Origin of the sequence: Mycolicibacterium smegmatis, assembly GCF_001457595.1 — a bacterium.
Classification (GTDB): Bacteria; Actinomycetota; Actinomycetes; order Mycobacteriales; family Mycobacteriaceae; genus Mycobacterium; species Mycobacterium smegmatis.
On the sequence record NZ_LN831039.1, the window covers coordinates 3,656,150 to 3,681,590 of the forward strand.

The following is a 25,441-nucleotide window of genomic DNA, read 5'->3' on the forward strand; positions in this document are numbered from 1 at the left end:
AAGGTGACCCCCATGGGGGAAGCACACGATACACAGGCGCGGCGCACGGTCTTCGGTCACCCGATGGGGTTGGTGAATCTGTTCGGGGTCGAGTTGTGGGAACGGTTCTCGTTCTACGGGATGTTGACGATCCTCGGCTACTACCTCTACTACACGGCCACCGACGGCGGGCTCGGACTACCGCAGTCGACCGCGACAGGGATCGTGGGCGCCTACGGCGGTTTGGTCTATCTTTCAACGGTTCTCGGCGGCTGGATCGCCGATCGCGTGCTCGGCATGGAGCGCACCGTGTTCTACGGCGGCGTGGTGGTGATGTGCGGTCACATCGCGCTTGCGGTGCTGCCGGGACTCGCGGGCGTGGGTATCGGCCTGGTGCTGGTCGCGCTCGGTTCAGGTGCACTCAAGGCCAACGCCTCGTCGTTGCTCGGCACGCTCTATGACAAGGACGATCCCCGGTGCGACGGCGGGTTCACCTTGTTCTACCTCGGCGTCAATCTCGGCGCGTTCGTCGGTCCGCTGGTCACCGGGATCCTGCAGACCCGGATCGGATTCCACTACGGGTTCGGTGCCGCCGCGATCGGCATGGCGCTGGGCCTCGTGCAGTACGTGGTGTACCGGCGCAACCTCGGAACGCATGGCCGCATCGTCCCGAACCCGTTGCCGTCGAGCTCATTCGGCAAGGTTGCTGCCTTTGCGACAGCACTCGTGATCGCGGCGGTGGCGCTGTTCGTCTCCGGCGTCGTGACCTTGGCCAACCTCTCGCAGGCGACCACCGTGGTGATCGCGCTGGCTTCGGTGGCGTACTTCGCGGTGTTCCTCACGAGCTCCAAGGTGAGCACGCTCGAGCGCACACGCGTCCGCGCATTCATCCCGCTGTTCGTCGCCAATGCCGTGTTCTGGTCGCTGTTCCAGCAGATCTTCACCGTGCTCGCGGTGTACTCCGACGAGCGCATGAACTGGTCGGTGTTCGGGTGGACCGCGCCGTCGAACTGGATCGGGTCGATCGAACCGGTCTGGATCATCGTGCTGTCCCCCGTGTTCGCGTGGTTGTGGACCCGTCTGGGTGACCGCGCCCCGACCACGCCGCGCAAGTTCTCCTACGCCGTGATCGGCATGGGTGTCGCGTTCCTGCTGTTCCTGCCCATGGCGGGCACGACCGGCAGGGCCGTGCCCGCGCTCGTCGTGGCGGCGATCCTGGCGCTGTTCGCCATCTCGGAACTGACGATCTCGCCGATCGGGCTGTCGGTCACGACAAAACTTGCACCAGAGGCGTTCCGGGCGCAGATGATGGCGCTGTACTTCTTCTCGCTGGGCCTCGGCACCGCGATGTCAGGTGTCCTGGCCGGCTACTACGACCCGGCGCACGAGTTCGCCTACTTCGGGATCCTCGGCCTGGTCGCCATCGTGGTCGGCATCGTGGTGTTCGCCGTGTCGCCGCGGATCACACGTCTGATGGAAGGCGTGCACTAACCGCCCGCGAGAATGGCGGCCAGCTGTGCCGGTTCGATGTTGCCGCCGGACACGATGGCCACCGCGGACCCGTCCGGGAGCGCGGCCTTGCGATAACCGGCGAGCGACACCGCGCCGCTGGGTTCGGCGACCAGGCGTGCCCGCAACGCCAGTTCCCTTACCGCCGAGCGGATCTCGTCCTCACTCACGGTGATCACGTCGTCGATGACCTGGCGCAGGTGCGCGAACGTCAACTCCGAAGGCGTCGACCGCAGCCCGTCGGCGATGGTCCGGTTCCGTTTCGCCACAGGCCATTCGACGATGCTCCCCAGTGCGAGAGACTCGGCGGTGTCGGCCGCGAGTTCGGGTTCCACCGCGAAGATCTTCGCCTTCGGGCGCAACGCGCGGATCGCGGTGCCGATACCGGAGGCGAGCCCACCACCGCTGACGGGTATCAGCACGGTCGCGAGTTCGGGGAGGTCCTCGGCGATCTCGATGCCGATCGTGCCCTGGCCCGCGATGATGTCGGGGTGGTCGAAGGGCGGGATCAGCACCGCACCCGTCTTCTCGACCAGTTCGGCGGCGGTGCGTTCACGCTCCCCCGCGCCGCACAGCACCACGTGGGCGCCGCGCCGACGGGTGGCCTCCACCTTGACCGCGGGCGTCTCTTCCGGCATCACGATATGGGCGGGCACGCCGTAGGCTGCGGCGGCATATGCCACGGCCTGGGCATGGTTGCCGCTCGAATAGGCCACCACACCCCGGGCCCTGGTATCTGTGTCGAGACGGCCCAGCGCGTTGAACGCGCCGCGGATCTTGAACGCGCCGATGGGCTGCAGGGTCTCCGCCTTGAGCCACAGCGGGCAGCGGGGGTCACCCCAATCGGCGGCCAGCAGTGGGGTGCGCACGATGTCGGCCGCGATGCGCGCGGCTGCGCCGGAGATGTCGTCGAGGGTCACCAGGTCCACGTCGACCAGTCTTGCGCGCCGACCGTGGGCAGCACAAAACGGGCCGTTCACTACGCTGGGCACGAAACGATCGAGACACCAGACATGCGAAGGCGGTGCACGTGGGCGGGTTCGACTTTGCGATCGTTCCGCGCTACGGCGAGGTCGACCAACAGGGTGTGGTGTTCAACGCGCACTACCTGACCTGGTTCGACGAGGCCTGCACCGCGTTTCTCGACCACCTCGGCGTGACCTATCCGGGCCTCATCGAGTCCGGCCTGGACATCCAGGTGGTGCACACCGAGATCGACTTCGCCGCGCCGGTGCGGTGGCGCGACGACGTCCGCGTCGCGGTGACCTGCGAGCGCGTCGGCAACACGAGTTTCACGCTCGCGTTCACGGTGTTCGGATCGAACGCCACCACGCCCGAGCGGGCCGCGGTCGCGGGTCGCAACGTCTACGTCGTCGTCTCAGGCACCGACTGGACCAAACGCGCCGTCCCCGACCGGCTCCGCGCCGCGCTCGACGCGGTCGCGGACCGGCACGCCGAACGAATCCGCTGAGCAGCCGCGCTGTTTCGGCCAAGGCGGCAGGGCACGGCGGTAGTGTCTGCCCATGGGTGACGATCACGGGCACGAGCACGGGCCGCGGCGTGAGCTGCCGCCCGGACTGACCGAACAACTCGACCTTCCCTACGCGGGCATGGTGTCGTTCGGGCACCGGCCGTTTCTGACCGAGACACAGCAACTCGACGAGTGGCGTCCCGACGTCGCGATCGTCGGAGCCCCGTTCGACATCGCGACCACCAACCGCCCGGGCGCGCGCTTCGGCCCGCGCGCGATTCGCGCGACGGCCTACGAACCGGGCACCTATCACCTGGATCTCGGCCTGGAGATCTTCGACTGGCTCGAGGTGGTCGATTTCGGTGACGCGTACTGCCCACACGGGCAGACCGAGGTGTCGCACGCCAACATCCGTGAGCGCGTGCACGCGGTCGCGTCCCGCGGCGTCGTCCCGGTGGTGCTCGGCGGGGACCATTCCATCACCTGGCCGTCGGCGACCGCCGTGGCCGATGTGCACGGCTACGGCAACGTCGGCATCGTGCATTTCGACGCCCACGCCGACACGGCCGACAACATCGAGGGCAACCTCGCGAGCCACGGCACCCCGATGCGCCGGCTCATCGAATCGGGCGCCGTGCCCGGCAGCCACTTCGTACAGGTCGGGCTGCGGGGTTACTGGCCGCCGCAGGACACGTTCGAGTGGATGCTCGAACAGAAGATGACCTGGCACACCATGCAGGAGATCTGGGATCGCGGATTCAAGGCCGTGATGGACGACGCGGTCGGCGAGGCGCTGGCGAAGGCCGAAAAGCTCTATCTCTCCGTAGATATCGATGTTCTGGACCCGGCGCACGCGCCCGGCACGGGAACTCCCGAGCCGGGCGGGATCACCAGCGCCGACCTCTTACGCATGGTCCGGCAGTTGTGTCACCGCCACGACGTGGCCGGCGTCGACGTGGTCGAGGTCGCGCCCGCCTACGACCACGCCGAACTGACAGTGAACGCCGCGCACCGCGTGGTGTTCGAGGCGCTCGCGGGTATGGCGGCGCGCAGGCGTGACGCGGCACAGGCCCAGCCGGGGCCACCCGCGCGATAGCGCCTGAAGCGTCGGCTGCATAGGTTTCCTCAGTTTGGGTATTCCCTAGCCCGATTCGTCACGGGCGAGGAGGCAGCCGATGAGTTCAGGAGTGCAGACGGGCACCATCACCACACAGGTGCCCAGTCGGTTGGATCGGTTGCCGTGGTCGCGGTTCCACTGGCGGGTGGTGCTCGGACTCGGCGGGGTGTGGATCCTCGACGGCCTGGAAGTCACCATGGTCGGCAACGTCGCGTCCCGACTCACCGAGAGCGGCAGCGGGATCGAGCTCAGCGCGGGCCAGATCGGTATCGCCGCAGCGGTCTACATCACCGGAGCATGTCTGGGCGCGTTGTTCTTCGGTCAGCTCACCGACCGGTTCGGCCGCAAGAAGCTTTTCCTCCTCACCCTCGCTGTCTATCTCGTCGCCACGGTCGCAACGGCTTTCGCGTTCGCGCCGTGGTTCTTCTTCGTCTGCCGCTTCTTCACCGGAGCCGGCATAGGCGGCGAATAAGCCGCGATCAACTCCGCGATCGACGAGCTCATCCCTGCGCGGGTGCGCGGACGTGTCGACCTCATCATCAACGGCTCCTACTGGCTGGGCGCCGCAGGCGGCGCCCTGGGCGCACTGCTGCTGTTGAACACGGCGATCTTCCCGGCCGACATCGGGTGGCGCATCGCGTTCGGTATCGGCGCGGTCTTCGGCCTGGTGGTGCTGGTGGTGCGACGCCACGTGCCGGAGAGCCCACGATGGTTGTTCATCCACGGCCAGGAAGACGAGGCCGAGCGCGTGGTCGGTGAGATCGAGCGTGAGGTGGAACGCAGCACCGGCAGGCCCCTCGACGAGCCCGAAGGATCGCTGACGGTGCGTCAGCGCAAGACGATCTCGTTCGTCGAGATCGCGAAGGTCGCGTTCACCAAGTACCCGAAGCGGGCGGTGCTCGGGCTCGCCCTGTTCATCGGGCAGGCATTCATCTACAACGCGTTCACCTTCAACCTCGGAACGCTGTTGAGCGGTTTCTTCGACGTCGCCTCGGGTGCGGTGCCGATCTTCTACGCGGTGTGGGCGTTGAGCAACTTCGCCGGGCCGATCCTGCTCGGCCGGCTGTTCGACACCGTCGGCCGCAAACCGATGATCGCGCTGGCCTACCTCGGCTCGGCCGCGGTCGCGGTCATCCTGACGGTCCTGTTCGTCAACGAGATCGGCGGCGTGTGGCTGTTCATGCTGGTGCTCGGCGTGTGCTTCTTCCTGGCGTCGTCGGGCGCGAGCGCGGCGTATCTCACGGTCAGCGAGATCTTCCCCATGGAGACGCGTGCGCTGGCCATCGCGTTCTTCTACGCGATCGGCACGGCCGTCGGCGGCATCACCGGTCCCCTGCTGTTCGGCCAGCTCATCGAGTCCGGCGAGCGCGGACTGGTCGCGGTGTCGTTCCTGATCGGCGCCGCAGTGATGGCGGTCGGCGGTGTGGTCGAACTGATCCTCGGGGTCAAGGCCGAGGGCCAGAAGCTCGAGGACCTCGCGATGCCGCTCACCGCCGATGAGGGCGACGGGGAGTCGGGCGGAGATGCCGAGAACGCCGATGATCAGGCCGACGAGCGGGCGCGGGCGCGCAAGGAACGCGAAGCCCGCATCGCCGCACGTGTCGAGCGTCAGAGGGCCGCGCAGAGTCGTGCCCGGCGGTACCGTCCCGGCCCGCCCCCGGGTTGGGAGGGCGCTTGGCGCGAGCCGCCGACGCCCGGTGTGCCGGAGTCCGCGCTGGACCACGAGATCGACGCGATCGCGCGGGCCGTCGCCGACAATGAGTCGATGACGGTTCGTGAACTGCACCGCGCGGTCGGCGCACAGTATTGGGGTCCGGGCGAGTTCCGCAAGGCGTTGCGGGAAGCCTTGGCGGAGAACTGGATCGCCCGGAAGGCGCGGGGGCGCGTCGGTCCCCCGAGCGGGATGGCCGAGCCCGGGACCCCGAATCGGTGACCGGTCGATGACCCTGGCCTGCCGGGTGTTCGGACACGACCCCACGTTCCGCGTCGACGGCCGCACCATGCGGTGGGAGTGTGCGCGCTGCGGCGAGGCGCGCGGCGCCAAGGATTACGCCTCCGAGGCGGACGCACGTCGCTTCGCCACCGCGTTCAACAAGCGTGACACCGACGACATGGGCAAGCGCGCACCTCTGCTCGGCCTGTTGCCGCTGCGACTGTGGCGGATGCTGAAGCGGCGTTAGTCCGGGATCAGATCAGGCCTTGACGAGGGTGAACTGGCAGACGTCGGTGTAGCCCTCGCGGAAGAGGTCCGCACAACCGGTGAGGTACTTCATGTACCGCTCGTACATCTCTTCGGATTGCACCGCGATGGCCTCGTCCTTGCGGCCGCGCAGCGTCTCGGCCCAGATGTCGAGCGTCTTCGCGTAGTGGGGTCGCAGCGACTGCACGCGGTCGACCCGGAACCCCGCGCGCTGCGCGTGCTCGGAGACCTGCGCGACGTAGGGCAACTCCCCGCCCGGGAAGATCTCGTCCATGATGAACTTGAAGAACCGCAGCTTGCGCATGGTCAGGGGAAGCCCGCGCTGCGACATCTCGTCGCCGCTGGGCTTGACGATGGTGTGCAGCAGCATCACGCCGTCGTCGGGCAGAGCGGTGTGGGCCATCCGGAAGAAGTCGTCGTAGCGGTCGGCACCGAAGTGTTCGAAGGCACCGATCGAGACGATCCGGTCCACGGGTTCGTCGAACTGCTCCCACCCCTGCAGCAGCACGCGGCGGGACCGCTCGGTGTCGGTCTCGGCGAACGACCGCTCGACGTGGGCCTGCTGGTTCTTGCTGAGTGTCAGCCCCACGACGTCGACGTCGTAGCGCGACAGTGCGCGCCGCAACGTCGCGCCCCATCCGCAGCCGATGTCGAGCAGTTTCATGCCGGGCTGCAGCCCGAGTTTGCCCAAGGACAGGTCGATCTTGGCGAGCTGGGCCTCTTCGAGGGTCATGTCGTCCCGCTCGAAGTAGGCACAGCTGTAGGTCTGTGTCGGGTCGAGGAACAGACGGAAGAACTCGTCCGACAGGTCGTAGTGGGACTGGACGTCCTCGAAGTGCGGTTGAAGTGCCACGTCTTCTCTGGTGTTTCTGGGCACGAGCGCCTTTGGCTGGTCGAAGGTGATGTATGTGATGGCGTTCCCGAAAACGGGAACATTCCCCGTCGATCGCGCGATGACCGGACCATACCTCATGGACCTGTGAACGTTGAATCCCCTGTCGGCCGGGAGGACAATCGACGGTGCCGACGCCGTTCGCGCAGAAAGGGACGATCATGACGCAAGCCAGCGACCGCCCATTCGATGACTTCGCACCCGAGGCCGATGCCGTTGACCAGCTTCGATCGGTGCGGGTCGACGACGACGAGGCAAACCTCGACACTGCGCTCGCCGACGTGCAGCTTCGGGTGTCGGCCCAGCCCGACGCCAACGAGGCAGATCTTTTGGAGCAGGCGATCGTGGTGCCGGTCGACGACGACGATCTCGACTTCGAGCAGTGATCCGCCCCGTACCTGAATCGATGCGAGGAATTCCCCACGACGATGGAGACACGCGCAGTGCCGATACGTGATGCCCTCGACCGTCTGACCGACGACACCGACGCCTCCAGGGTGTTCGGTGAGCCGTACGTGACCCCGGACGGGGCCACCGTGATCCCTGTCAGCACAGTGGGGCGTCACGGTGCGCGCCCGGCCGGGGTGTTCGTCGTCACGGACGGCAAGCCGGTGTGGGAGCCGGCGGTCGATTCGACGCGGATCGCGATGCTGGGCGAGCTGATCGGCCTCGTGGCGGCCACGCTCGCCACGGTCGCTATGGTGCGTCGTCCGCCATGGCCCGACGTGCGGGTGACCGTCTCGCGGAAATCCTGACACGCCAGAGCAGGCCGAGACCGATCAGCACCAGCAGCCCGATCGCCCACGGCAGCGCACCGTGCTGGTGCACCCACCCGGCCAGGGTGCCCTGGATCTTGCCCGCTGCCGCGATCACCGGGTCGTAGGGATCGCCGCTGCCGCTGAACAATCGGACCTCGTAGAGCCCGTAGTAACCGACATACGCACCTACCAGGATCAGCAGTGCTCCGCTGATCCTGTTGGCGTACGGCAGGATCCGGCGCATGCGGTCGATCACGACGGTGCGGGCCAGTGCGGTCGCCACCGCCAGCACTCCGACGACGAGCGTGAATCCCGCTGCGTAGGAGGCGAAAACCCCGACGCCGCGCAGCGGTGTGCCCGATCGCAGCCCCGCCCCGGTGACCGCCAGGAACGGTCCGATCGTGCACGACAACGACGCCAGCGCATAGCCGACGCCGTACCCGAGCATCGAACCCATGCGCGCGGTCGGTGCCCAACGCGGGTTGTCCGCAAGCGAGTTCGGCATCAGCACACCGAGACGACGGCCCGCGAGCAACCAGATGCCGAGGCACACCAGGATCAGGCCGATGACCACCGTGACGTAAGGCAGATAGCGCTGCACGGTGCTCGCGGTGGCCACGGTCAGCGCGGTGAACGTGCCGAACACCGCGACGAACCCGGCGGCCATCGCGACTGTGGCCAGGGCCGCGCGGCCAAGGGCCCGCGCTCCTGTCGCGGCGTTCTCACCACGCACCACGAGTGCGAGATATCCGGGCAGCAGCGCGAATCCGCAGGGATTCAGCGCGGCGACCAGACCTGCCCCGAAGGCCAGCCCCAGGAGGTCCTGTTCCACCCGATCAGCTGTTCAGCGCCGCGACGCGGTCCGACAACTCCTGCTTCGACATGGCCGACGTGGGGTTGTTGACGAAGGTGGACGATCCGTCGGCGCGGTAGAACACGTAGGCCGGCTGCCACGGCACGTTGTAGCGCGCCCAGATGGAGCCGTCGGCGTCGTTGAGGTTGGTGAAGTTCAGGTTGTACTTGTCGACGAATCCCTGCATCGCCGCGACGTCCGAGCGGGCCGCCACACCGACGAACGTGACCTCCGGGTTGGCGGCGGCAACCTGACCGACCGAAGGCGCCTCGGCGTTGCAGAACGGGCACCACGGCGTCCAGAACCACAGCACGGCCGGTTTCCCGGCCAGGCTCGAACCGTCGAACGACGCACCGGAGAGCGTCGTACCCGTGAACTGCAGTCGGTCGTCGGCGACCGCCGACGGCGCCAACACCAGCGCGGTTGCCAGCACCACCGTGGCGACCACCGCCGACAACGTGCCGAGCACGCCCGGCCTGGCCGTTGCACCCGTCCGCAGGAACCCCATCTTCATGACACCATCTCCTTCGCTGCAGGGTCAGCGCGCACGCGGTGCGCGCACACCCTGTGGCACGACGGTAGGAACCGTGCGGTTCAACCGGGCAGTTTGCCGATGTCCTCGGGTCGAGGGATCAGTTCTGCCGAGGCAACAGTTCCCCGACGAAACGCTCCAGAAACGCCTCGCGGTCACCGGATCCCACCGGCCGCACGACGAATTTGGTGAGCCCCGCGTCGACGTAGGCGTCGATGCGGCGGTGCAGCGTGGGCCAGTCGGCCGCGATCAACTCGGCGGGGTCGACCTCGGGTCGGCGCCGGCGCGCCATGTCATAGACGTCGTCGGGGATGTCCCCGGCCGCCACCGCGAGACTGATGCCGTAGTGGTCGGGTTCGATCTCGCGGCCCGCCGCTTGTGCCTCGCGCTCGATGGTGCGACGTGCCGCGCCCGCCTCGACAGGTGTGAGGAAGCTGCCCAGCCATCCGTCGGCCAGACGCCCGATCCGTGCCAGCGCGACGGGTCCTGACCCGCCCAGCCAGATGTCGACCGGCTTCGCGGGCACCGGTTGCACGTCGGCGGATCGCACTTTGAAGAACTCGCCGTCGAAGCTCACGTCACGCCCACGCAGGACCGCGTTGAGCAGTTCGAGGGATTCGTCGAACACCGCCCCGCGCCGCCCCCGCGGCACGGTGAACACGTCGCGCTCGGCGGTCAGGGCCGAGTGCAGGCCGAACGCCGGCAACACCCGCCTGGGCGCGAGGGCGGCCAGCGACGCCACCTGCTTGGCCACGAGGACGGGGTGACGGCCCGGCAGGATCGCCACCGAGGTGCCTGCCTTGAGTCGCGTGGTGCGGGACAACGTGTACGCCATCCCGATGAACGGGTCGACCGCCGGGCTGTAGACCAACTCGCTGAACCAGACGGAGTCGGCTCCGCTGCTCTCCAGGTAGTCGACGATGCCGGGCAGGTCCTCGGGCGTGGTGTCCGCTCCGAGGCCGACCCCGAAGCGCACCTTCCCCTCGATCGATGTCATGCCGGGCACAACGCGCGATCGCCGCGCGTTGTGCCCGGTCAGCCGGATCAGACCGGTGCGGTCAGTTGAACCCGACGCCGAAGATCGGGATCCAGATACCGAACAGCCACACACCCCACTGACGGAAACCGTCGTGCCACACGGGGTTCAGGTTGTATCCCCAGTAATTGATGGTGTGTGGCAGCGGTCCGCCGTTCCAGTGCACGGGCGGAGGTGGACCCCAGCCCCACGGTGGCGGTCCCTGGCGGTCGTCCCACCAGTCGTGGCGGTTGTTGGCCCACCATGGTCCCTTGTCCGGACCGTGGCCGGGATCGTGCCAACCGGGGCCTCCTGGCCCTCCGGGCCCGTCGTGCCTGCCGGGGCCGCCCGGCCCGCCGGGTCCCGGGCCGTCATGCCTACCGGGGCCACCGGGGCCCTCGTGCCCACCGGGGCCGCCCGGGCCACCGTGCCCAGGACCACCCGGCCCACCCGGTCCACCGTGTCCTGGACCACCCGGCCCACCGGGTTTACCCGGCCCGCCGTCACAGAACGGGAAACACCCACCGTCGCCGGGTTTCAGCGGGACCGGCGCCGCCGGACCTGCCGATGCGACGGGCGTACCGAACGCCGTGGCACCGAAGCCGAGCGCACCGACGGTCAGTGCCGCGGCCACGAACCTCGTCGTCGTCGTTTTCACAATCATCACCAACTCTCCTGATGTTCAGGACCCGGGTGCCGGCGATCCCCCCATCTCCGGCACCGCAGCGTCTTCGGCATACCGGCCACGAACGGGACGCGGGTTTCCTGCATCAGACGTGCACCCCGGTTGGCTTATCGGACCGACTCGCGTCGACGTTACCGATCCGCGCCGGGATAACCTGGGCCGGATGGCAGTTCTCGGGGGCGGCGACGTGTCACGACCGGCGCCACCGTTCGCTGCTGCCGCGGTCCTGCCGATAGCCGCGTTGACGGCGTTAGCTCATTGCGCCGCAGCGCTGTTGGGCAAGGGCTACTGGTTCGACGAGGTGTACATGCTGGCGATCGGCCGCTTCCACCTGGATTGGGGTGCGGCCGACCAGCCGCCCGTGACGCCCGCACTGGCCGCACTGGCCGGCACCGTGGCGCCGGGGTCGCTGGTCACCCTGCGGGCTCCCGCTGTGCTGGCCACCGGATGCGCCGTGGTGCTGGCGGCGCTCATCGCACGGGAGCTCGGTGGACGGCGCCGCGCCCAGGCCGTCACCGCGCTGGCGCAGGCCACGGCGCTGTTCTCGACGTTCGCCGGGCACTGGCTGACGCCCTACACGCTCGAACCCGCCCAGTGGCTGTTGCTCATCTGGCTTCTGGTGCGCTGGATTCGCACACGCGATGACCGCCTGCTGGTGGCGGCGGGAGCGGCCACCGGCCTGGCCGCGATGACGAAGTTTCAGGTGTTGCTTCTGTGTGCGGTGTTGCTGTTGGGCATCGCTTGGTGCGGACCGCGTGCGCTATTGAGGCGCCCGCTGTTGTGGGTCGGGGCCGCGGTCGCTCTTGCGATGGTGAGCCCGACGCTCGTGTGGCAGCACGTCCACGGATGGCCCCAGCTCCAGATGACCACGGTGGTCGCCGGTGAAGCCGAGTACCTGTACGGCGGCCGAGCCGGGGTCGCGGTCCAGCTGATCCTGTTCGCAGGTGTGCTCGGCGTGGGCCTGGGCGTGTACGGCGCATGGTGTCTGTTGCGCCACGCCGAATTCCGCGAGTATCGCTTCCTGCCGGCCGTCGGCGTCGTGCTCTACGTCGTGTTCGTCGCGACGGCCGGGCGGCCCTACTACCTGGGCGGGCTCTATGCGCCGTTTGTCGCCGCGGGTGCGGTTTGTCTCGAATCGGTGTCGCCTGGGACGGTCCGACGCTGGGCACTGCGGGTCGGAACGGTCACCGCTGTCGCGGCGACGGTTGCCATCTTGGTCCTGTCGGTGAACATCACCCCTCCTGACGTCGGGGACCGGATCGCGAAAGCCGCCGCCACGGCCTATCGCGACCTTCCCGAGGACGAGCGCGACCGCACGGTGCTTCTGGGCGAGTCGTACATCACGGCCGCGTACCTGGACGGCGCCGCGCCGCGATACGGTCTGCCGCAGGCGTACGGCACCAACCGCAGTTACGGGTACTTCACTCCCCCTCCCGACACGGCCGACGAGGCGTTGTACGTCGGCGCCGAACCCGACGGCATGCGCGAACATTTCGTGACGGTGCGCAACCTCGCCACGATCGACGGGGATCTCAAACTCTTCCTGTTGCGGGAGCGCAGGCACCCGTGGCCGCAGATCTGGTCCGAACAGCGGTCGCTGACGGTGTCGTAAGCGGCGCCGGCGTCATGTGACGAGGGCACATCCGAATCGCCCTGGAAGGGACGCCGTTCCCTCGACCGCGCCACACATGTTGCCCGAGTTGCCGATCCGAGGCTTCTCTGTTAACGCCGCGAGCCGGGCCACCCCGAACGACTCGGCGGCAACGACGAATTCTGCGGAATTCTGGTTAACCGCCAGAACCACCGTTCGCCGCGATTGACTTGTCGGTTGCCCCGACGTCGTTGCTCCCCGCAAACACCTTCGGCGTGAACCCGACCGAGATGATTGTTGACAATCCTACCGACCCTCGTTAGTTTTTCGGGCAATCCGAGCCGTCGAACATCTGTACATCGATTTGCCTGGCCATCGAGACAACGGACCATGATTGGAGCCGAGAGTGCCTCATGATCTGTCCAGGCGGCAATTGCTGCGTGGCGCTGGGGCTTTGGCTGTCGGCGTCCCCCTGGCAGCAGCGCTGGGCGCCTGCACCTTCACCGAACCCGGCACCGGCGCACCGAAAGGCAGTGTGCTCGACCGCGGGCGGCGACAGGGCTACCTGCGCGTCGCGGTCTTCAACGAGCCGCCGTACACCAAACTCGAAGTGGACGGCACCGTGACAGGCGCCGAGCCGGACGTTCTCCGTGCGGTGTTGCAACGCCTGGGCATCGACGACATCCGAGGCGCCAGAATCGAATACGACGCGATGATCCCGTCGCTGAAATCGGGGCAGGTCGACGTCATCGCCGCGGGCCTGTTCATGAAGCAGTCACGCTGCGCCGAGGTCGCGTACTCCGAACCGGTGATCGTGTCGACCGAATCCTTCGCCGTGCCACCCGGCAACCCCGCGGGCATCACCACCATCCGCGACGTGCTGGACAACCCCGGTATGAAGATCGCTGTGCTGCCAGGCGGTTTCGAGGAAGGAATCCTCATCGCGGCCAAAGTGCCGCAGTCACAACGGGTCATCGTCCGCGACAACGTCAGTGGCGTCGAGTCACTTGCCGCAGGCCGCGTCGACGCCTTCCTGCTGCCCACCCTCTCGCTGCGGGGCATGGCTCAGGTGAACAAGAGCTTCGAGGTCACCGACCCCATCGAGGACGCACCCGCCACGGGCTCCGGTGCGGCGTTCGAGCAGTCCCAGACCGACGACGTCGCGAGGTACAACGAGGTGCTCGACGAGTTCAAGAAGGGCCCGGAATTCGCCGACATCATGCAGAGATGGGGTTTCGATGCCGAGGCGGCGCTAGGCGTCACCACAGCGGAACTCTGCGAGGCAGAGGGATAGAGCCGAACCGATGAACCAACTGCTCCAGTACCAGAGTCTGCTGTGGGAAGGGCTCTGGACAACGGTCCTGGTGACCGTGTTCGGCATCCTCATCGCCGTCGTGGTGGCCTTCGTCGTCGGGTTCATGCGACTCTCGCGACACCGGATCGTGCGGGCCCCGGCGTACGTGTTCGTCGAGTTCTTCCGCGGCACGTCGATCCTGGTCCAGCTGGCATGGGTGGTGTACGCGCTGCCGTTCCTGGGTGTGCGTTTCACCGACAACCTCGTCGCGGGCATCGTCGTCCTCGGCCTGAACGAGGGAGCCTACGCGGCCGAGATCGTCCGCGGCGCAATCGCATCCCGGCCACGCGGACAGACCGAGGCGGCCGTGGCGCTCGGCATGAAACCCGCGCAGCGGATGCGCCGCATCCTGGTGCCGCAGTCGATCCCGGTGATGCTGCCGTCTTTCGGCAACGTCGCGGTCGACCTGTTGAAGGCCACGCCGCTGGTGTACTTCATCGGCGTCGCCGACTTCACGGCCAACGGTCTGGCCATCCGCACCGAAACACAGGACACCACAACGATCCTGCTCACGCTGCTGGTCGTCTACTTCATCCTCGCGCTGATACTCGCCGCGATCACACGATGGCTCGAGAACCGGTTCGGCCTGGAGCACCGGCGCCGCGGCCTGCTGCGCGGCTCACCGCGGCCGGTGTTCCGCCCGATGATCGGCAGCACATCATGACAACCACCTACGTCGCGGCCCAGATCTGGGACAACCAGTTCGCGCTCGAGATCTTCCCCAAACTGCTCGACGCGTTCTGGCTCACCATCCGGCTCACCATCGTCGGCATGGCCATAGCGCTGGTCCTCGGCCTGTTCGTCGCGGTGATCCGCTATCCACGCATACCTGTGGTGTCGCAGCTGTTCGACTTCTACGTGCTGTTCGTCCGCGGCACACCGTTGTTGGTGCAGATCTTCGCGGTGTACTTCATCCTGCCCGAGTACGGGATCACGCTGTCCAACTTCACCGCGGGCGTGCTGGTCCTCGGCATCAACTACAGCGCCTACACCGCGGAGGTCTACCGCGCAGGCATCGAAGCGCTGCCGAAGGGCCAGTGGGAGGCAGCGACCGCGTTGAACCTGTCGCGCGCACGCACGTGGTCGAGAATCGTTCTTCCGCAATCGATCGCGATGATCATCCCGGTCCTGGGCAACTACCTGATCCAGATGTTCAAGGACACCGCGCTGCTGTACGCGATCGGCACACTGGAGGTGCTGACGACGGCCCGTTCCATCGGACAGAGCACGGGACAGTTCCTCGAGCCCCTCACGATCGCCGGCCTGATGTACCTGATCATCAGCTACGTCTCCTCGCTCGCGATCAGGCAGATGGAGCGGCGCTATGCACCAGTTCACTGACATCCGTGCATGTAACGACGGGAAGGCCTGATGATCACATTCGAGAACGTCAGCAAGAGCTGGGGCGACAACCGCGTCCTGCGCTCACTCAACTTCGAGGTCGCGCGCGGAGAGAAGGTCTCCATCATCGGACCTTCCGGGTCGGGCAAGACCACCATTCTGCGCATCCTCATGACACTGGAGACCCCAGACGATGGACTGGTGACGATCGACGGTGAAACACTGTGGGACGCCCGCGACGGCAAGAAGTGCAAGGAGACCAGGGCGCTACGCGCCACCCGGAGCAAGGTCGGCATGGTCTTCCAGCAGTTCAACCTGTTCCCGCACATGACCGCGTTCGAGAACATCATCGAGGCACCGGTGCACGTTCTCGGCATGTCGAAGGCCGAGGCCTCCACACGCGCCCGCGACCTGCTGGAGATGGTCGGGCTGAGCGAACACGCAGACCACAAGCCGCACAAGCTCTCCGGCGGACAGCAGCAAAGGGTCGCGATCGCGCGTGCCATGGCGATGCGCCCCTCGGTGCTGCTGTTCGACGAGCCGACGTCGGCACTGGACCCCGAACTGATCGGCGACGTGCTCGGCGTGATCCGCGACCTCGCCAACGACACCGACATGACGATGCTGATGGTGACCCACGAGATGCGCTTCGCCGAGGAGATCTCCGACCGGGTGGTGATGTTCGATTCGGGAACCGCGATCGAGACCGGCCCGCCCGCGCAGGTGCTGAGAAATCCGACGCACGAGCGCACCCAGCGTTTCCTGCATGCCGTGCTCGACCGCTGACCGTATTTCCGCCGGGATTCCACCCGTCGGCGCCGCGGCGCTCTACCCTGGCGGCATGGGTATCGCACCGCGGGTCAACGGGGCGGCTCCGCCCGATGTGCCGTTGTCGGAGATCAACCTCGGGTCGTGGGACTTCTGGGCACTCGACGACGACATCCGCGACGGCGCGTTCGCCACGCTGCGCCGTGAGGCCCCCATCTCGTTCCACCCGGCGTTCGACACCGAGGAGGGTTTTCCGCAGGGTGCGGGCCACTGGGCGCTCACACGCCACGACGACGTGTTCTACGCCAGCAGGCACCCCGAGTTGTTCAGTTCGGCGTCGGGGATCGTCATCGGTGATCAAACCCCGGAACTCGCAGAGTATTTCGGCTCGATGATCGCCATGGACGATCCGCGACACACGCGGCTGCGCAACATCGTCCGCAGCGCGTTCACCCCGCGGGTGCTCGCCGTCATCGAGGATTCGGTGCGTGACCGGGCCCGCAGGCTCGTGGCCGGCATGGTCGATCGCAATCCCGACGGCCACGCCGAACTGGTCACCGAACTTGCCGGACCGCTGCCGCTGCAGATCATCTGCGACATGATGGGCATCCCGGAGAGCGACCACCAACAGATCTTTCACTGGACCAACGTGATCCTTGGCTTCGGCGACCCCGATCTGACAACGGATTTCGACGAGTTCGTCACCGTCGCGATGGACATCGGCGCATATGCCACCGCGCTGGCCGACCAACGTCGCTCGGCGCCGGCCGACGACCTGACCACAAGCCTGGTGCAGGCCGAGGTCGACGGGGAACGGCTCACCTCGGCCGAGGTCGCGTCGTTCTTCATCCTGCTGGTCGTCGCGGGCAACGAGACCACCCGCAACGCGATCAGCCACGGCGTTCTCGCACTCACCCGCTACCCCGAACAACGCCGGTTGTGGTGGTCACGCTTCGACGAACTCGCCCCCACCGCGGTCGAGGAGATCGTGCGCTGGGCATCGCCGGTGAGCTACATGCGCCGCACCGTGACCCGCGATACCGAACTGGCCGGCACAGCGCTTCCGGCCGGGTCCAAGGTCACGCTGTGGTACGGCTCGGCGAACCGCGACGAGACGAAGTTCGACAACCCGTGGATGTTCGACGTGCAGCGCCATCCCAATCCGCACGTGGGATTCGGCGGCGGTGGCGCCCACTTCTGCCTGGGCGCCAACCTCGCGCGGCGCGAGATCACCGTGCTGTTCTCCGAACTGCACCGCCACCTGCCCGACATCGTCGCCACCGAGGAACCCGACCGTCTGCAATCGGCATTCATCCACGGCATCAAGCGCCTTCCGGTCGCGTGGCGCTGAGCCGGCTGCTCGGGATTTCTAGTCGGAAACTGCCGCCAATTCCGGCGCAAGCGCCACCAGGACACGCGCCGAGTCTTTCGGTACCGTCATGTCCAGCCCGGTGAGTTCCTTGAGCCGACGGATTCGTTTCATCACCGTGTTCCGGTGGCAGAACAGTTCGGCCGCAGTCGCACTCACATCGCCATTCCCGGCGAAGACACTGATCGTCTCCATCAAGACTTTCAACTCGGCGGGTCGGCAGTCGCGTAGCGGACCCCGAATCGATTCCTCCAGCACGGGCAGACGAGAGTGCAAGGCGGCTCCCGCCACCAGAGGCCAGACATCCGCGGCAGTTGCGGGACCGATGTGGTCAGGATGCATGGACAGGGCTATCTCGCAGGCGATCTGAGCCGCGGACCTCAGCTGAGAGACTCCCCGGTGGAGCGGCGAAACGCCGCATCGCACCGGTTTCAGATCCGCGTACTCCGGGTCCGAAGTGCATCCATCGGGTACACCGTCGAGCTCGCTACCGACGACGTCGGCCACCCACACCGCCACGATGCACTGGCCCATCGCATAGGTGTAGGCCAGCCTGCCACGCCGACGGAGTCGCTCGGCAAACTGCTGTAAGGGCGTGCCCTCAGACGCCAGAGCCGCAGCAACCCAGATGCCGTCGGTCTCGCGGATCGAGAGCGCCTGCCCCGCCCGTGCGATGAATGTCAACGACGGGTACTCGTCGGTGACCAACTTCGCCAACAGCGATTGCACGCTCAGTGACCGTTCCTGGGCGATGGCGATCACCTCGTCGAAGTAAGCTGCGTGGATACGCCCGGCGAATCCGTCGACCACACGCCACACATCTTCGGCGTGTTCGGCCAACACGGCAGCGTCGTCATCCTCCGCCAACTCGCGAAAAGCCGCCCACAGCACCGAGAAATCCCGGTGTATGGCGGCGGTCAGTTTCTCCGACTCGACGCCCTGCGAGGCGCGCCGCACGCCGAGCTCACGGGTGATGCGGAGATCCTCCTCGCTGGTGGGTGTGCCTCGAAGCTGTCTGAGCAGCATCGTGAAGGCGGCGCGCGAACTCTCACGGAGGTCAGCGGTCTCCACCTTCGAGTCATAGAAGCGCCGCCCGTCATCGACCTGCGCCATGAACGCATCGACCAGTTGGTCGCGGTGGTCGGTCACGCTGTTGATCAACTCCATCCAGCGGCTGCGTGACCACTGGCCGGCATCGGACGATTTGCGCATGAACGTCACCGTAGTGGTCACATGTGCACGTGCACACGGATAACTCGCATTTTCGGTGCATCATGCGGCTGGTTCGATGCGCGTGCATCACATACATTGTGACCGGGCGCAGTTTTCAGGAAACACCAAGGCGCACCACACCATTCTTCAAAGATCGCCTACACCGCATCGCGCGATATGACCCAGTGCCGTCGGCTGTCAACCGGGCGACCGATGGATGACTCGACCGAGCTTTTACAGCAGACGAGAGTGAATGAATTGGTAATGAGCAGCACCTTGATCACCGGAGGCACGATCGTCAACGCCACCGGCACCTGTACCGCGGACGTACTGGTCGATGGCGAGCGGATCGCGGCCGTCTTCGCCCCTGGGACATCGCTGGGTAATCACCCTCCGGTGGTAGACCGCACCATCGACGCCACCGGCAAGTACGTCATTCCCGGCGGCGTGGACGCCCACACCCACATGGAGATGCCATTCGGGGGCACGAACGCTTCCGACACCTTCGAAACGGGGACGCGGGCCGCGGCCTGGGGTGGCACCACGACGATTGTCGACTTCGTCGTCCAGAAGGCCGGGGAGAACCCTCTGGTTCAGTACGAACGGTGGCAGGAGAAAGCCGCCGGAAAGTGCGCCATCGACTACGGATTCCACCAGATCCTCAGCGACGTGGACGATTCCTCGTTGTCCGCCATGGACGAACTGGTCCGCGAAGGAGTCACCAGCTTCAAGTTCTTCATGGCCTACAAGGGCGTCTTCCTGTCCGATGACGGTCAGATCCTGCGTGGCATGCAGAAAGCGAGAGACAACGGCGCCTTGATCATGATGCACGCCGAGAACGGCAGTGTCATCGATGTCTTGGTCCAACAATCCGTCGCACGCGGTGACACTTCGCCCTACCACCATGGGTTGACCCGGCCGTGGCAGGCCGAGGCCGAGGCGACACATCGCGCCATCATGCTCGCCGACATCACCGGCGCCCCGCTCTACATCGTGCACGTCAGCGCAAAACAAGCAGTCGAACAGATCGCCATGGCACGCGACAACGGGCGCAACGTCTTTGCCGAAACCTGCCCGCAGTACCTCTACCTGTCGCTCGAAGAACACCTCGGGGCGCCTGGTTTCGAAGGCGCGAAGTGGGTCTGCTCGACACCGTTGCGATCTCGCGCCGAGCACCACCAGCAGCACATGTGGCAGGGCCTGCGGACCAACGACCTGCAAGTTGTCTCGACCGACCACTGTCCGTTCTGTATGAGGGGGCAGAAAGAACTGGGGCGCGACGACTTCTCCAAGATTCCCAACGGAATCGGCTCAGTCGAGCATCGGATGGACCTGCTCTACCAAGGTGTCGTGCTCGGCGAGATCTCACTCCCCCGGTGGGTCGAGATCTGTTCGACGACACCGGCGCGCATGTTCGGTATGTACGGCAGGAAGGGCGTCATTCAACCGGGCGCCGACGCCGACATCGTCATATACGACCCGAAGGGCAAGACCCGCATCAGCGCCGAGACCCACCACATGAACATCGATCATTCTGCCTGGGAGGGTTTCGAGGTCGACGGGCACGTCGACACCGTCTTGTCGCGGGGACGGGTCATCGTCGACGAGAACAGTTTTCACGGCCAGGCGGGCCACGGCGAGTATCTCAAGCGCAGCCTCAGCCAGTACCTCATCTAGCCACAACCGGTCGCGCTTTCACGCAAGGAAAGGTCTGTCAATGCATTTCGGCATCGTGCTCCAACCCGATCCGCCTGCGTCACGCGTGGTGGAGCTGGCGGTCGCCGCTGAGAACAGAGGGTTCGATTACGTCTGGACCTTCGACTCGCACCTGCTGTGGCAGGAGCCTTACGTCATCCACAGCCAGATCCTGTCGGCCACGCGCAACATCATGGTCGGCCCCATGGTCACCAATCCGCTGAGCCGCGACGTCACGGTCACGGCTTCGACCCACGCCACCTTGAACTCGATGTTCGGCAACCGCACCGTGTGCTCCATCGGACGCGGGGACAGCGCCGTACGGACCTTGTCCGGAAAGCCGTCGTCACTGGCGACCCTGCGAGCAGCGGTCAAGGTGATCTCGGATCTGGGGAATGGACGCCCGACCGAGATCAACGGCACCACAGTGCAAATCCCCTGGGCGTCGAAGTCGACCCTCGATGTGTACGTCGGTGCGTACGGTCCCAGGGCACTCGATCTGTGCGGTCAGGTAGCCGACGGCTTCCTCCTCCAGCTGGCCGACCCCGACATCACCAAATGGATGATCGAACGGGTCAAGAACGCCGCGGCAGATGCCGGACGCAACCCCGATGACATCAAGGTCTGTGTCGGCGCACCGGCCTACATCGGCGACGACCTCGAACACCAGCGCGATCAATGCCGCTGGTTCGGTGGGATGGTCGGCAACCATGTCGCCGACATCGTCGCCAGGTACGGCAGCAGCGGGGCAGTCCCCCAGGCGCTCACCGAATACATCAAAGGTCGCGTCGGTTACGACTACAACGAACACGGCCGCGCCGGTAACTCCCACGCCGATTTCGTACCGGACGAGATCGTCGACCGGTTCTGCATCCTGGGACCCGCACCGTCTCACATCTCGAAACTGCAGGAACTGCAGAAGCTCGGTGTCGACCAGTTCGCCATCTACCTGCAGCACGACGGCCAGGACCACACGCTGGCCGAGTACGGCAGAGCGATCATCCCCGTGATCAACCGCCCCGCCGACGCCATCCTCACCTAGACATTCGACGAGACAGGTAACCCCCCGATGACCGTGATCAGAGCAGCAATCACTCAGGTTGAATGGACCGGCGACGAGGAGTCGATGGTCGCCAGGCACGAGGCCCTGGCCCGCCGCGCCGCCGAGGCCGGCGCGCAGATCATCTGTTTTCAGGAGCTCTTCCACGGGCCGTACTTCGGTATCGTGCAAGACGCCAAGTACTACGAATACGCGCAGGCGGTTCCTGGCCCGCTCACCGAGCGGTTTTCAGTACTCGCCAAAGACCTCGGAGTCGTACTGATCCTGCCGGTCTACGAAGAAGAGATGCCGGGCGTCTACTACAACACCGCAGCTGTGATCGATTCCGACGGAACATATCTCGGAAAGTACCGAAAGAACCACATCCCCAACGTCGATCGGTTCTGGGAGAAGTTCTACTTCAAACCCGGCAACCTCGGTTATCCGATCTTCGACACCGCGGTCGGCAAGGTCGGCGTGTACATCTGCTACGACCGGCATTTCCCCGAAGGCTGGCGCGAATTCGGCCTCGCCGGAGCCGAAATCGTCTTCAACCCTTCGGCCACCAAACCCGGTTTGTCCAACCGCCTCTGGGAACTCGAACAGCCCGCTGCAGCCGCCAACAATCAGTACTTCGTGGCCGCCAACAACCGGATCGGTACCGAGAGCGAAGAATTCGGCGATGACGCCGTCACGTTCTACGGCAGTTCGTACTTCGTGGACCCCCGCGGCAACTACGTCGGCGAGGTGGCCTCGGAGAACGCCGAGGAAATCGTCATCCGCGACCTCGACCTCGCGATGGTACGAGCGGTGCGCAACGATTGGCAGTTCTATCGCGATCGCCGCCCCGAATCCTACGAGACCATCCCGGCGCGTTAGGACGAGCGGACAGATGGCCTCCCCAATTGCCCTCGACGCACACGGGCACACCCTGGAACCTTCGTTGTACAACGAGGATCTGCGGCCCATCCATCCTCACATGCGCACCTGGACGAGTCGCGTCTATCTGACCCTGTGGGTCGCGATGTGCATGAACCCGGCCACATGGACGCTCGCGGCCTCGCTCATCGCGTTGGGGATGAACTGGATTCAGGCCCTGCTCACCATCGTGTTGGCGAACCTCATCGTGCTGATTCCGATGCTGCTCAACAGCCACGCCGGCGCCAAGCACGGGATCAGCTTTCCGGTGTTCGCCCGTGCGGCCTACGGCGTGCGCGGGGCGAATCTTCCTGCCGTGATGCGCGGGCTCGTTGCGTGCGGTTGGTTCGGCATCCAGACATGGTTCGGCGGTCTCGGTCTCAACCTCGCGCTCGGTGCAGCGATCGGACCGTCCTGGTCGCAGGCCGAACCGGTCGACCTCGGATTCATCGGAACGGTTCCGATCACGACCTTGGTGTGTTACGCCATCTGCCTCGTCGTCCAAGTGGCGGTCATCTACAAGGGTTTCGAATCCCTGCGCCGATTCCAGGCAATCGCCGCGCCGATCGTGGTCGGCGCCGTGATGATCCTGATCGTGGTTCTCCTGTTCAAGACCGGCGGCAACCTCGGACCCGTCGTGTCGCAGCCCTCGCATCTGGGCTGGGGAGCGCATTTCTGGCTGGCGGTGTTCCCGATCAGCCTCATGGCCAATATCGCCTTCTGGTCGACGCTGTCGCTCAACATGCCTGATTTCACCAGGTTCGCCGAGAACATGAAGGCACAGCGGCGTGGCCAGTCCTGGGGCCTGCCCACAACCATGCTCGTCGTGTCACTGATGGCGATCATTGCCACATCGCTCGCCGCGCAGCACTACGGAGTACCTGCCGGGGACCTGTGGAACCCTGATGTCCTGGTGTCCCACTTCGGCAGTCGCATCGCCGTTTTCGTCGGCGCACTGGCCATCGTCGTCTCCAGCGTGCAGACCAACATGGCGGCCAATCTGGTCAGCCCGGCGTTGGACTTCGCCAACGCGTTACCCAAGCTCATCACCTTCCGTCGAGGAGTAGTGGTGTCGGTGGCTCTCGGCACGCTCTTGCTGCCCTGGAAGCTGCTTGCCAGCCCCGAGACCTACGTGTTCGTCTGGCTGGGCTTCTACGGCGGCATCATGGGTGCCGTGGGAGGCGTGCTGGTGTCCGACTACTGGCTCGCCCGCAAAACCGAACTGCGCGTGCCGGAACTGTTCACGCTCGAGGGGCACTACCACTTCACCAGGGGGTGGAACGTCCGCGCGGTGATCGCAACGGCCGTAGGCGCATTCGTCGCGGTGGGCGGAGCCTACTCAGCGCTCGGCCCAGACGGGAAGAAGACCGGCCCCTTCCCCGCCGACGGAGTGGTCCCGCTGCTCAGGCCGCTCTACGACTACAACTGGGTGGTGGCCTTCCTGGTTGCGATGTTCGTCTACTGGTTGTTGGCGGCACACCGACGGAAACGCCACAGCACCGTGCCGTTTGACGCCGCACCCGAACCGGCGACTGTCAGATCCTGACCTCCGTTCGAGTGGCGAGGTACGCACGCTCGTCCTGGGCCGCAGGCGCCTGGGCAGCATCAGGCGCGCGGTGTCCGATCGGGCGCCGCACGCCCTCCCACCCGAGCGCCCACCACCACACCCGCGGCGAACGCGGTCACCAAGAGCACGACGATCACCCAGGCCAGCACGCTGGATCTGCCGACGAGGTCACTGAGGTTGCTCAGGATGAGTACGAGCGCGCCCACGAGCCCGATCAGGCCGAGCGCCGGTGCGATGCGCACCCGCCACAGCGACTGACCGCGGCGGTCGCGTGCGAAGAACACCAGCACCGCGACGCTGGTCGCCGTCATCAGCACCACGATGCCCACGGTCGTGGTGCCCGCGAACCACGTGTAGAACTGTGCGGCCGGGTCGAGGCCGAACACCACGGCGAGCAGAACACTGAGCGCCACCACGCCGGAGATCCACAGCGAGGCCGCGTGCGGCGACCCGTGTCTGCTGTGCGGCACACTCAGCGAGGCGGGTAGCACGTCGCGCTGCGACAACGCGAAAACGTAACGCGATGCGACGTTGTGGAACGCCAGGATGCACGCGAACAGGCTCGTGAAGTACAGCACCGTGATGATGTCGGCGCCGACGACGCCGATGTAGCGCTGCGCGGTGTCCCCCAGGAACGTGTCGCCGTCGTCGGTGGCGCGGGCGACGGCTGCGTCGTCACCCCAGCCCGAGATCAGTGACCAACTGGTGACGGCGTAGAACACGCCGATGAGGATCAGCGCGGCATAGGTCGCGCGGGGAATCGTGCGCTCGGGGGCGTGTGCCTCATCCCGGAAGATCGCCGTCGCCTCGAACCCAACGTAGCTGATGATCGCGAACAACAGGCCGATGCCCAACGAGCCGGAGAAGATTGCGCCCGGATTGACGATGCCAGACGACAGACCGTGATCACCGCCGCGGGCGACGATCACGAGATCCAGCACCAGAACGATCGCGATTTCCGCGGTGAGCAGCACCCCGAGCACCCGGCTCGACAACTCGATGTTGCGGTATCCGAGGTAGGTGGTGAGCGCGAATGCCGCCGCGGCGAACAGCCACCACGGCAGTGCGGGCCCACCGAGCAGTTCCACGACACTGGCGCCCGCCGGCCCCAGCAGGCCGTACACGCCCGCCTCCAACGCGACATAGCTGACCAGGGCGACGAAGGCGATGCCGATACCGGCAGGGAAGCCCAGCGCCTGCCGAACGTAGGAGAAGAAGGCCCCGGCCTCGTCGACGTACGGCGTCATCGCCGTGAAACCGACCGCGAACAGCAGCAACACCACCGTCGATGCGATGAAGGTGGCCGGAAATCCTGCGCCGTTGCCCGCGGCGAGCCCGAGCGGCACAACACCGCCGATCACGCCGAGCGGCGCGGCGGCGGCCACGACCATGAAGACGATCGCGGTCACGCCCAGATTGCCGCGCAACTGGCGTGAGGATGGTGGCTCGCCCAGGGATTCTGGAACCGTGGTGGTCTCGGACATCGTCGACCGTCCTTTGTCGGCAGCGTGAAGGGACGCGCGCAACATTGGTCCGTTCGCGCACCGGTCACCAGATCTCGGTTCAGCGTGCGCAA

The 25,441-nt window shown here is 66.1% G+C and carries 24 protein-coding genes and 1 pseudogene; 17 read left to right on the forward strand and 8 right to left on the reverse strand.

The annotated features are described in order from the left end of the window. Positions 1–12 precede the first annotated feature (12 nt). Complete coding sequence (locus AT701_RS17640) at positions 13–1,470, forward strand: peptide MFS transporter (protein WP_014877733.1); 1,458 nt, start codon at positions 13–15, stop codon at positions 1,468–1,470. Here the strand turns inward: AT701_RS17640 and AT701_RS17645 are convergent. Further along, positions 1,467–2,417: a threonine ammonia-lyase gene (locus tag AT701_RS17645; RefSeq protein ID WP_058126310.1), complete on the reverse strand. Its 951-nt coding sequence runs from the start codon at positions 2,415–2,417 to the stop codon at positions 1,467–1,469. The two genes, AT701_RS17640 and AT701_RS17645, sit on opposite strands and share 4 nt — an antisense overlap. A gap of 101 nt (positions 2,418–2,518) precedes the next feature. Between AT701_RS17645 and AT701_RS17650 the strand changes: the two genes are divergently transcribed. From AT701_RS17650 to AT701_RS17665, 4 genes and pseudogenes are all read left to right on the forward strand, one after another. Next, positions 2,519–2,959, forward strand: a complete 441-nt coding sequence (locus AT701_RS17650; protein WP_003894986.1) for an acyl-CoA thioesterase — start codon at positions 2,519–2,521, stop codon at positions 2,957–2,959. 52 nt (positions 2,960–3,011) lie between these two features. Beyond that, positions 3,012–4,055, forward strand: a complete 1,044-nt coding sequence (speB, locus tag AT701_RS17655; protein WP_058126311.1) for an agmatinase — start codon at positions 3,012–3,014, stop codon at positions 4,053–4,055. 79 nt (positions 4,056–4,134) lie between these two features. Continuing rightward, positions 4,135–5,616, forward strand: a pseudogene (locus AT701_RS17660) (MFS transporter); the annotation flags it as partial. A gap of 400 nt (positions 5,617–6,016) precedes the next feature. Next, positions 6,017–6,256: a DUF1660 family phage protein gene (locus tag AT701_RS17665; protein WP_058126312.1), complete on the forward strand. Its 240-nt coding sequence runs from the start codon at positions 6,017–6,019 to the stop codon at positions 6,254–6,256. Between the two features lie 12 nt (positions 6,257–6,268). Here AT701_RS17665 and AT701_RS17670 read toward each other — a convergent pair whose 3' ends face one another. Then, the gene (locus AT701_RS17670) at positions 6,269–7,129 is read right to left on the reverse strand and encodes a cyclopropane mycolic acid synthase family methyltransferase (protein ID WP_011729141.1); all 861 of its coding nucleotides are present in this window, start codon (positions 7,127–7,129) and stop codon (positions 6,269–6,271) included. Positions 7,130–7,296: 167 nt separating this feature from the next. Between AT701_RS17670 and AT701_RS17680 the strand changes: the two genes are divergently transcribed. Beyond that, positions 7,297–7,554, forward strand: coding sequence for an Rv3202a family protein (locus AT701_RS17680; protein ID WP_413232158.1), 258 nt, complete (start codon positions 7,297–7,299; stop codon positions 7,552–7,554). 42 nt (positions 7,555–7,596) lie between these two features. Next, positions 7,597–7,923, forward strand: coding sequence for a hypothetical protein (locus tag AT701_RS17685; protein WP_058126313.1), 327 nt, complete (start codon positions 7,597–7,599; stop codon positions 7,921–7,923). Here AT701_RS17685 and AT701_RS17690 read toward each other — a convergent pair. The 4 genes from AT701_RS17690 to AT701_RS17705 all read right to left on the reverse strand — a co-directional run bounded on the left by AT701_RS17690 (position 7,865) and on the right by AT701_RS17705 (position 10,990). After that, the gene (locus AT701_RS17690) at positions 7,865–8,758 is read right to left on the reverse strand and encodes a cytochrome c biogenesis CcdA family protein (protein ID WP_058126314.1); all 894 of its coding nucleotides are present in this window, start codon (positions 8,756–8,758) and stop codon (positions 7,865–7,867) included. The genes AT701_RS17685 and AT701_RS17690 overlap by 59 nt on opposite strands. A gap of 4 nt (positions 8,759–8,762) precedes the next feature. Continuing rightward, positions 8,763–9,293, reverse strand: coding sequence for a protein disulfide oxidoreductase (locus AT701_RS17695; RefSeq protein ID WP_011729145.1), 531 nt, complete (start codon positions 9,291–9,293; stop codon positions 8,763–8,765). 118 nt (positions 9,294–9,411) lie between these two features. Beyond that, the gene (locus AT701_RS17700; protein ID WP_174519598.1) at positions 9,412–10,308 is read right to left on the reverse strand and encodes a TIGR03854 family LLM class F420-dependent oxidoreductase; all 897 of its coding nucleotides are present in this window, start codon (positions 10,306–10,308) and stop codon (positions 9,412–9,414) included. A 61-nt stretch (positions 10,309–10,369) separates the two neighbouring features. Then, a complete protein-coding gene (locus AT701_RS17705; protein WP_228095869.1) occupies positions 10,370–10,990 on the reverse strand; it encodes a hypothetical protein in 621 nt (206 codons plus the stop codon). Positions 10,991–11,174: 184 nt separating this feature from the next. Here AT701_RS17705 and AT701_RS17710 point away from each other — a divergent pair, with 184 nt between their 5' ends. The 6 genes from AT701_RS17710 to AT701_RS17735 all read left to right on the forward strand — a co-directional run bounded on the left by AT701_RS17710 (position 11,175) and on the right by AT701_RS17735 (position 17,416). Further along, the gene (locus AT701_RS17710) at positions 11,175–12,623 is read left to right on the forward strand and encodes a glycosyltransferase family 39 protein (RefSeq protein WP_223495629.1); all 1,449 of its coding nucleotides are present in this window, start codon (positions 11,175–11,177) and stop codon (positions 12,621–12,623) included. Positions 12,624–13,008: 385 nt separating this feature from the next. After that, positions 13,009–13,896 (forward strand): ectoine/hydroxyectoine ABC transporter substrate-binding protein EhuB, encoded by an 888-nt coding sequence (gene ehuB, locus AT701_RS17715; protein WP_042510578.1) that lies wholly within the window; start codon positions 13,009–13,011, stop codon positions 13,894–13,896. A gap of 10 nt (positions 13,897–13,906) precedes the next feature. Beyond that, complete coding sequence (gene ehuC, locus AT701_RS17720) at positions 13,907–14,620, forward strand: ectoine/hydroxyectoine ABC transporter permease subunit EhuC (protein ID WP_011729150.1); 714 nt, start codon at positions 13,907–13,909, stop codon at positions 14,618–14,620. Next, positions 14,617–15,297, forward strand: a complete 681-nt coding sequence (ehuD, locus tag AT701_RS17725; protein WP_003895000.1) for an ectoine/hydroxyectoine ABC transporter permease subunit EhuD — start codon at positions 14,617–14,619, stop codon at positions 15,295–15,297. Before ehuC ends, ehuD begins: the two co-directional genes overlap by 4 nt. A 30-nt stretch (positions 15,298–15,327) precedes the next feature. Continuing rightward, positions 15,328–16,083, forward strand: coding sequence for an ectoine/hydroxyectoine ABC transporter ATP-binding protein EhuA (gene ehuA, locus AT701_RS17730; protein WP_003895001.1), 756 nt, complete (start codon positions 15,328–15,330; stop codon positions 16,081–16,083). 55 nt (positions 16,084–16,138) lie between these two features. Next, positions 16,139–17,416, forward strand: a complete 1,278-nt coding sequence (locus tag AT701_RS17735) for a cytochrome P450 (protein ID WP_011729152.1) — start codon at positions 16,139–16,141, stop codon at positions 17,414–17,416. Positions 17,417–17,434: 18 nt separating this feature from the next. Here the strand turns inward: AT701_RS17735 and AT701_RS17740 are convergent, their stop codons facing one another. Further along, positions 17,435–18,646: a PucR family transcriptional regulator gene (locus AT701_RS17740; RefSeq protein ID WP_223495634.1), complete on the reverse strand. Its 1,212-nt coding sequence runs from the start codon at positions 18,644–18,646 to the stop codon at positions 17,435–17,437. A 264-nt stretch (positions 18,647–18,910) separates the two neighbouring features. Between AT701_RS17740 and hydA the strand changes: the two genes are divergently transcribed. From hydA to AT701_RS17760, 4 genes are read left to right on the forward strand one after another with little or no spacing between them, the layout of a single operon-like run. Further along, positions 18,911–20,323 (forward strand): dihydropyrimidinase, encoded by a 1,413-nt coding sequence (hydA, locus tag AT701_RS17745; protein WP_003895004.1) that lies wholly within the window; start codon positions 18,911–18,913, stop codon positions 20,321–20,323. A gap of 40 nt (positions 20,324–20,363) precedes the next feature. After that, positions 20,364–21,383, forward strand: a complete 1,020-nt coding sequence (locus tag AT701_RS17750) for a TIGR03842 family LLM class F420-dependent oxidoreductase (protein ID WP_058126316.1) — start codon at positions 20,364–20,366, stop codon at positions 21,381–21,383. A gap of 27 nt (positions 21,384–21,410) precedes the next feature. Beyond that, positions 21,411–22,259, forward strand: coding sequence for a nitrilase-related carbon-nitrogen hydrolase (locus tag AT701_RS17755; protein WP_058126317.1), 849 nt, complete (start codon positions 21,411–21,413; stop codon positions 22,257–22,259). Positions 22,260–22,272: 13 nt separating this feature from the next. Next, a complete protein-coding gene (locus AT701_RS17760; RefSeq protein ID WP_003895007.1) occupies positions 22,273–23,844 on the forward strand; it encodes an NCS1 family nucleobase:cation symporter-1 in 1,572 nt (523 codons plus the stop codon). Between the two features lie 59 nt (positions 23,845–23,903). Here the strand turns inward: AT701_RS17760 and AT701_RS17765 are convergent, their stop codons facing one another. After that, positions 23,904–25,349 (reverse strand): APC family permease, encoded by a 1,446-nt coding sequence (locus tag AT701_RS17765; RefSeq protein ID WP_058126318.1) that lies wholly within the window; start codon positions 25,347–25,349, stop codon positions 23,904–23,906. Positions 25,350–25,441: the final 92 nt, after the last annotated feature.

Excerpts from the sequence above, each read along its gene's own strand:
- AT701_RS17640 (WP_014877733.1), top strand. The coding sequence starts at position 13 with ATGGGGGAAGCACACGATACACAGGCGCGGCGCACGGTCTTCGGTCAC.
- speB (WP_058126311.1), top strand. The coding sequence starts at position 3,012 with ATGGGTGACGATCACGGGCACGAGCACGGGCCGCGGCGTGAGCTGCCG.
- AT701_RS17665 (WP_058126312.1), top strand. The coding sequence starts at position 6,017 with ATGACCCTGGCCTGCCGGGTGTTCGGACACGACCCCACGTTCCGCGTC.
- AT701_RS17685 (WP_058126313.1), top strand. The coding sequence starts at position 7,597 with ATGGAGACACGCGCAGTGCCGATACGTGATGCCCTCGACCGTCTGACC.
- AT701_RS17695 (WP_011729145.1), bottom strand. The coding sequence starts at position 9,293 with ATGAAGATGGGGTTCCTGCGGACGGGTGCAACGGCCAGGCCGGGCGTG.
- AT701_RS17700 (WP_174519598.1), bottom strand. The coding sequence starts at position 10,308 with ATGACATCGATCGAGGGGAAGGTGCGCTTCGGGGTCGGCCTCGGAGCG.
- AT701_RS17705 (WP_228095869.1), bottom strand. The coding sequence starts at position 10,990 with ATGATTGTGAAAACGACGACGACGAGGTTCGTGGCCGCGGCACTGACC.
- AT701_RS17710 (WP_223495629.1), top strand. The coding sequence starts at position 11,175 with ATGGCAGTTCTCGGGGGCGGCGACGTGTCACGACCGGCGCCACCGTTC.
- ehuC (WP_011729150.1), top strand. The coding sequence starts at position 13,907 with ATGAACCAACTGCTCCAGTACCAGAGTCTGCTGTGGGAAGGGCTCTGG.
- ehuD (WP_003895000.1), top strand. The coding sequence starts at position 14,617 with ATGACAACCACCTACGTCGCGGCCCAGATCTGGGACAACCAGTTCGCG.
- ehuA (WP_003895001.1), top strand. The coding sequence starts at position 15,328 with ATGATCACATTCGAGAACGTCAGCAAGAGCTGGGGCGACAACCGCGTC.
- AT701_RS17735 (WP_011729152.1), top strand. The coding sequence starts at position 16,139 with ATGGGTATCGCACCGCGGGTCAACGGGGCGGCTCCGCCCGATGTGCCG.
- AT701_RS17740 (WP_223495634.1), bottom strand. The coding sequence starts at position 18,646 with ATGCGCAAATCGTCCGATGCCGGCCAGTGGTCACGCAGCCGCTGGATG.
- hydA (WP_003895004.1), top strand. The coding sequence starts at position 18,911 with ATGAGCAGCACCTTGATCACCGGAGGCACGATCGTCAACGCCACCGGC.
- AT701_RS17750 (WP_058126316.1), top strand. The coding sequence starts at position 20,364 with ATGCATTTCGGCATCGTGCTCCAACCCGATCCGCCTGCGTCACGCGTG.
- AT701_RS17755 (WP_058126317.1), top strand. The coding sequence starts at position 21,411 with ATGACCGTGATCAGAGCAGCAATCACTCAGGTTGAATGGACCGGCGAC.
- AT701_RS17760 (WP_003895007.1), top strand. The coding sequence starts at position 22,273 with ATGGCCTCCCCAATTGCCCTCGACGCACACGGGCACACCCTGGAACCT.
- AT701_RS17765 (WP_058126318.1), bottom strand. The coding sequence starts at position 25,349 with ATGTCCGAGACCACCACGGTTCCAGAATCCCTGGGCGAGCCACCATCC.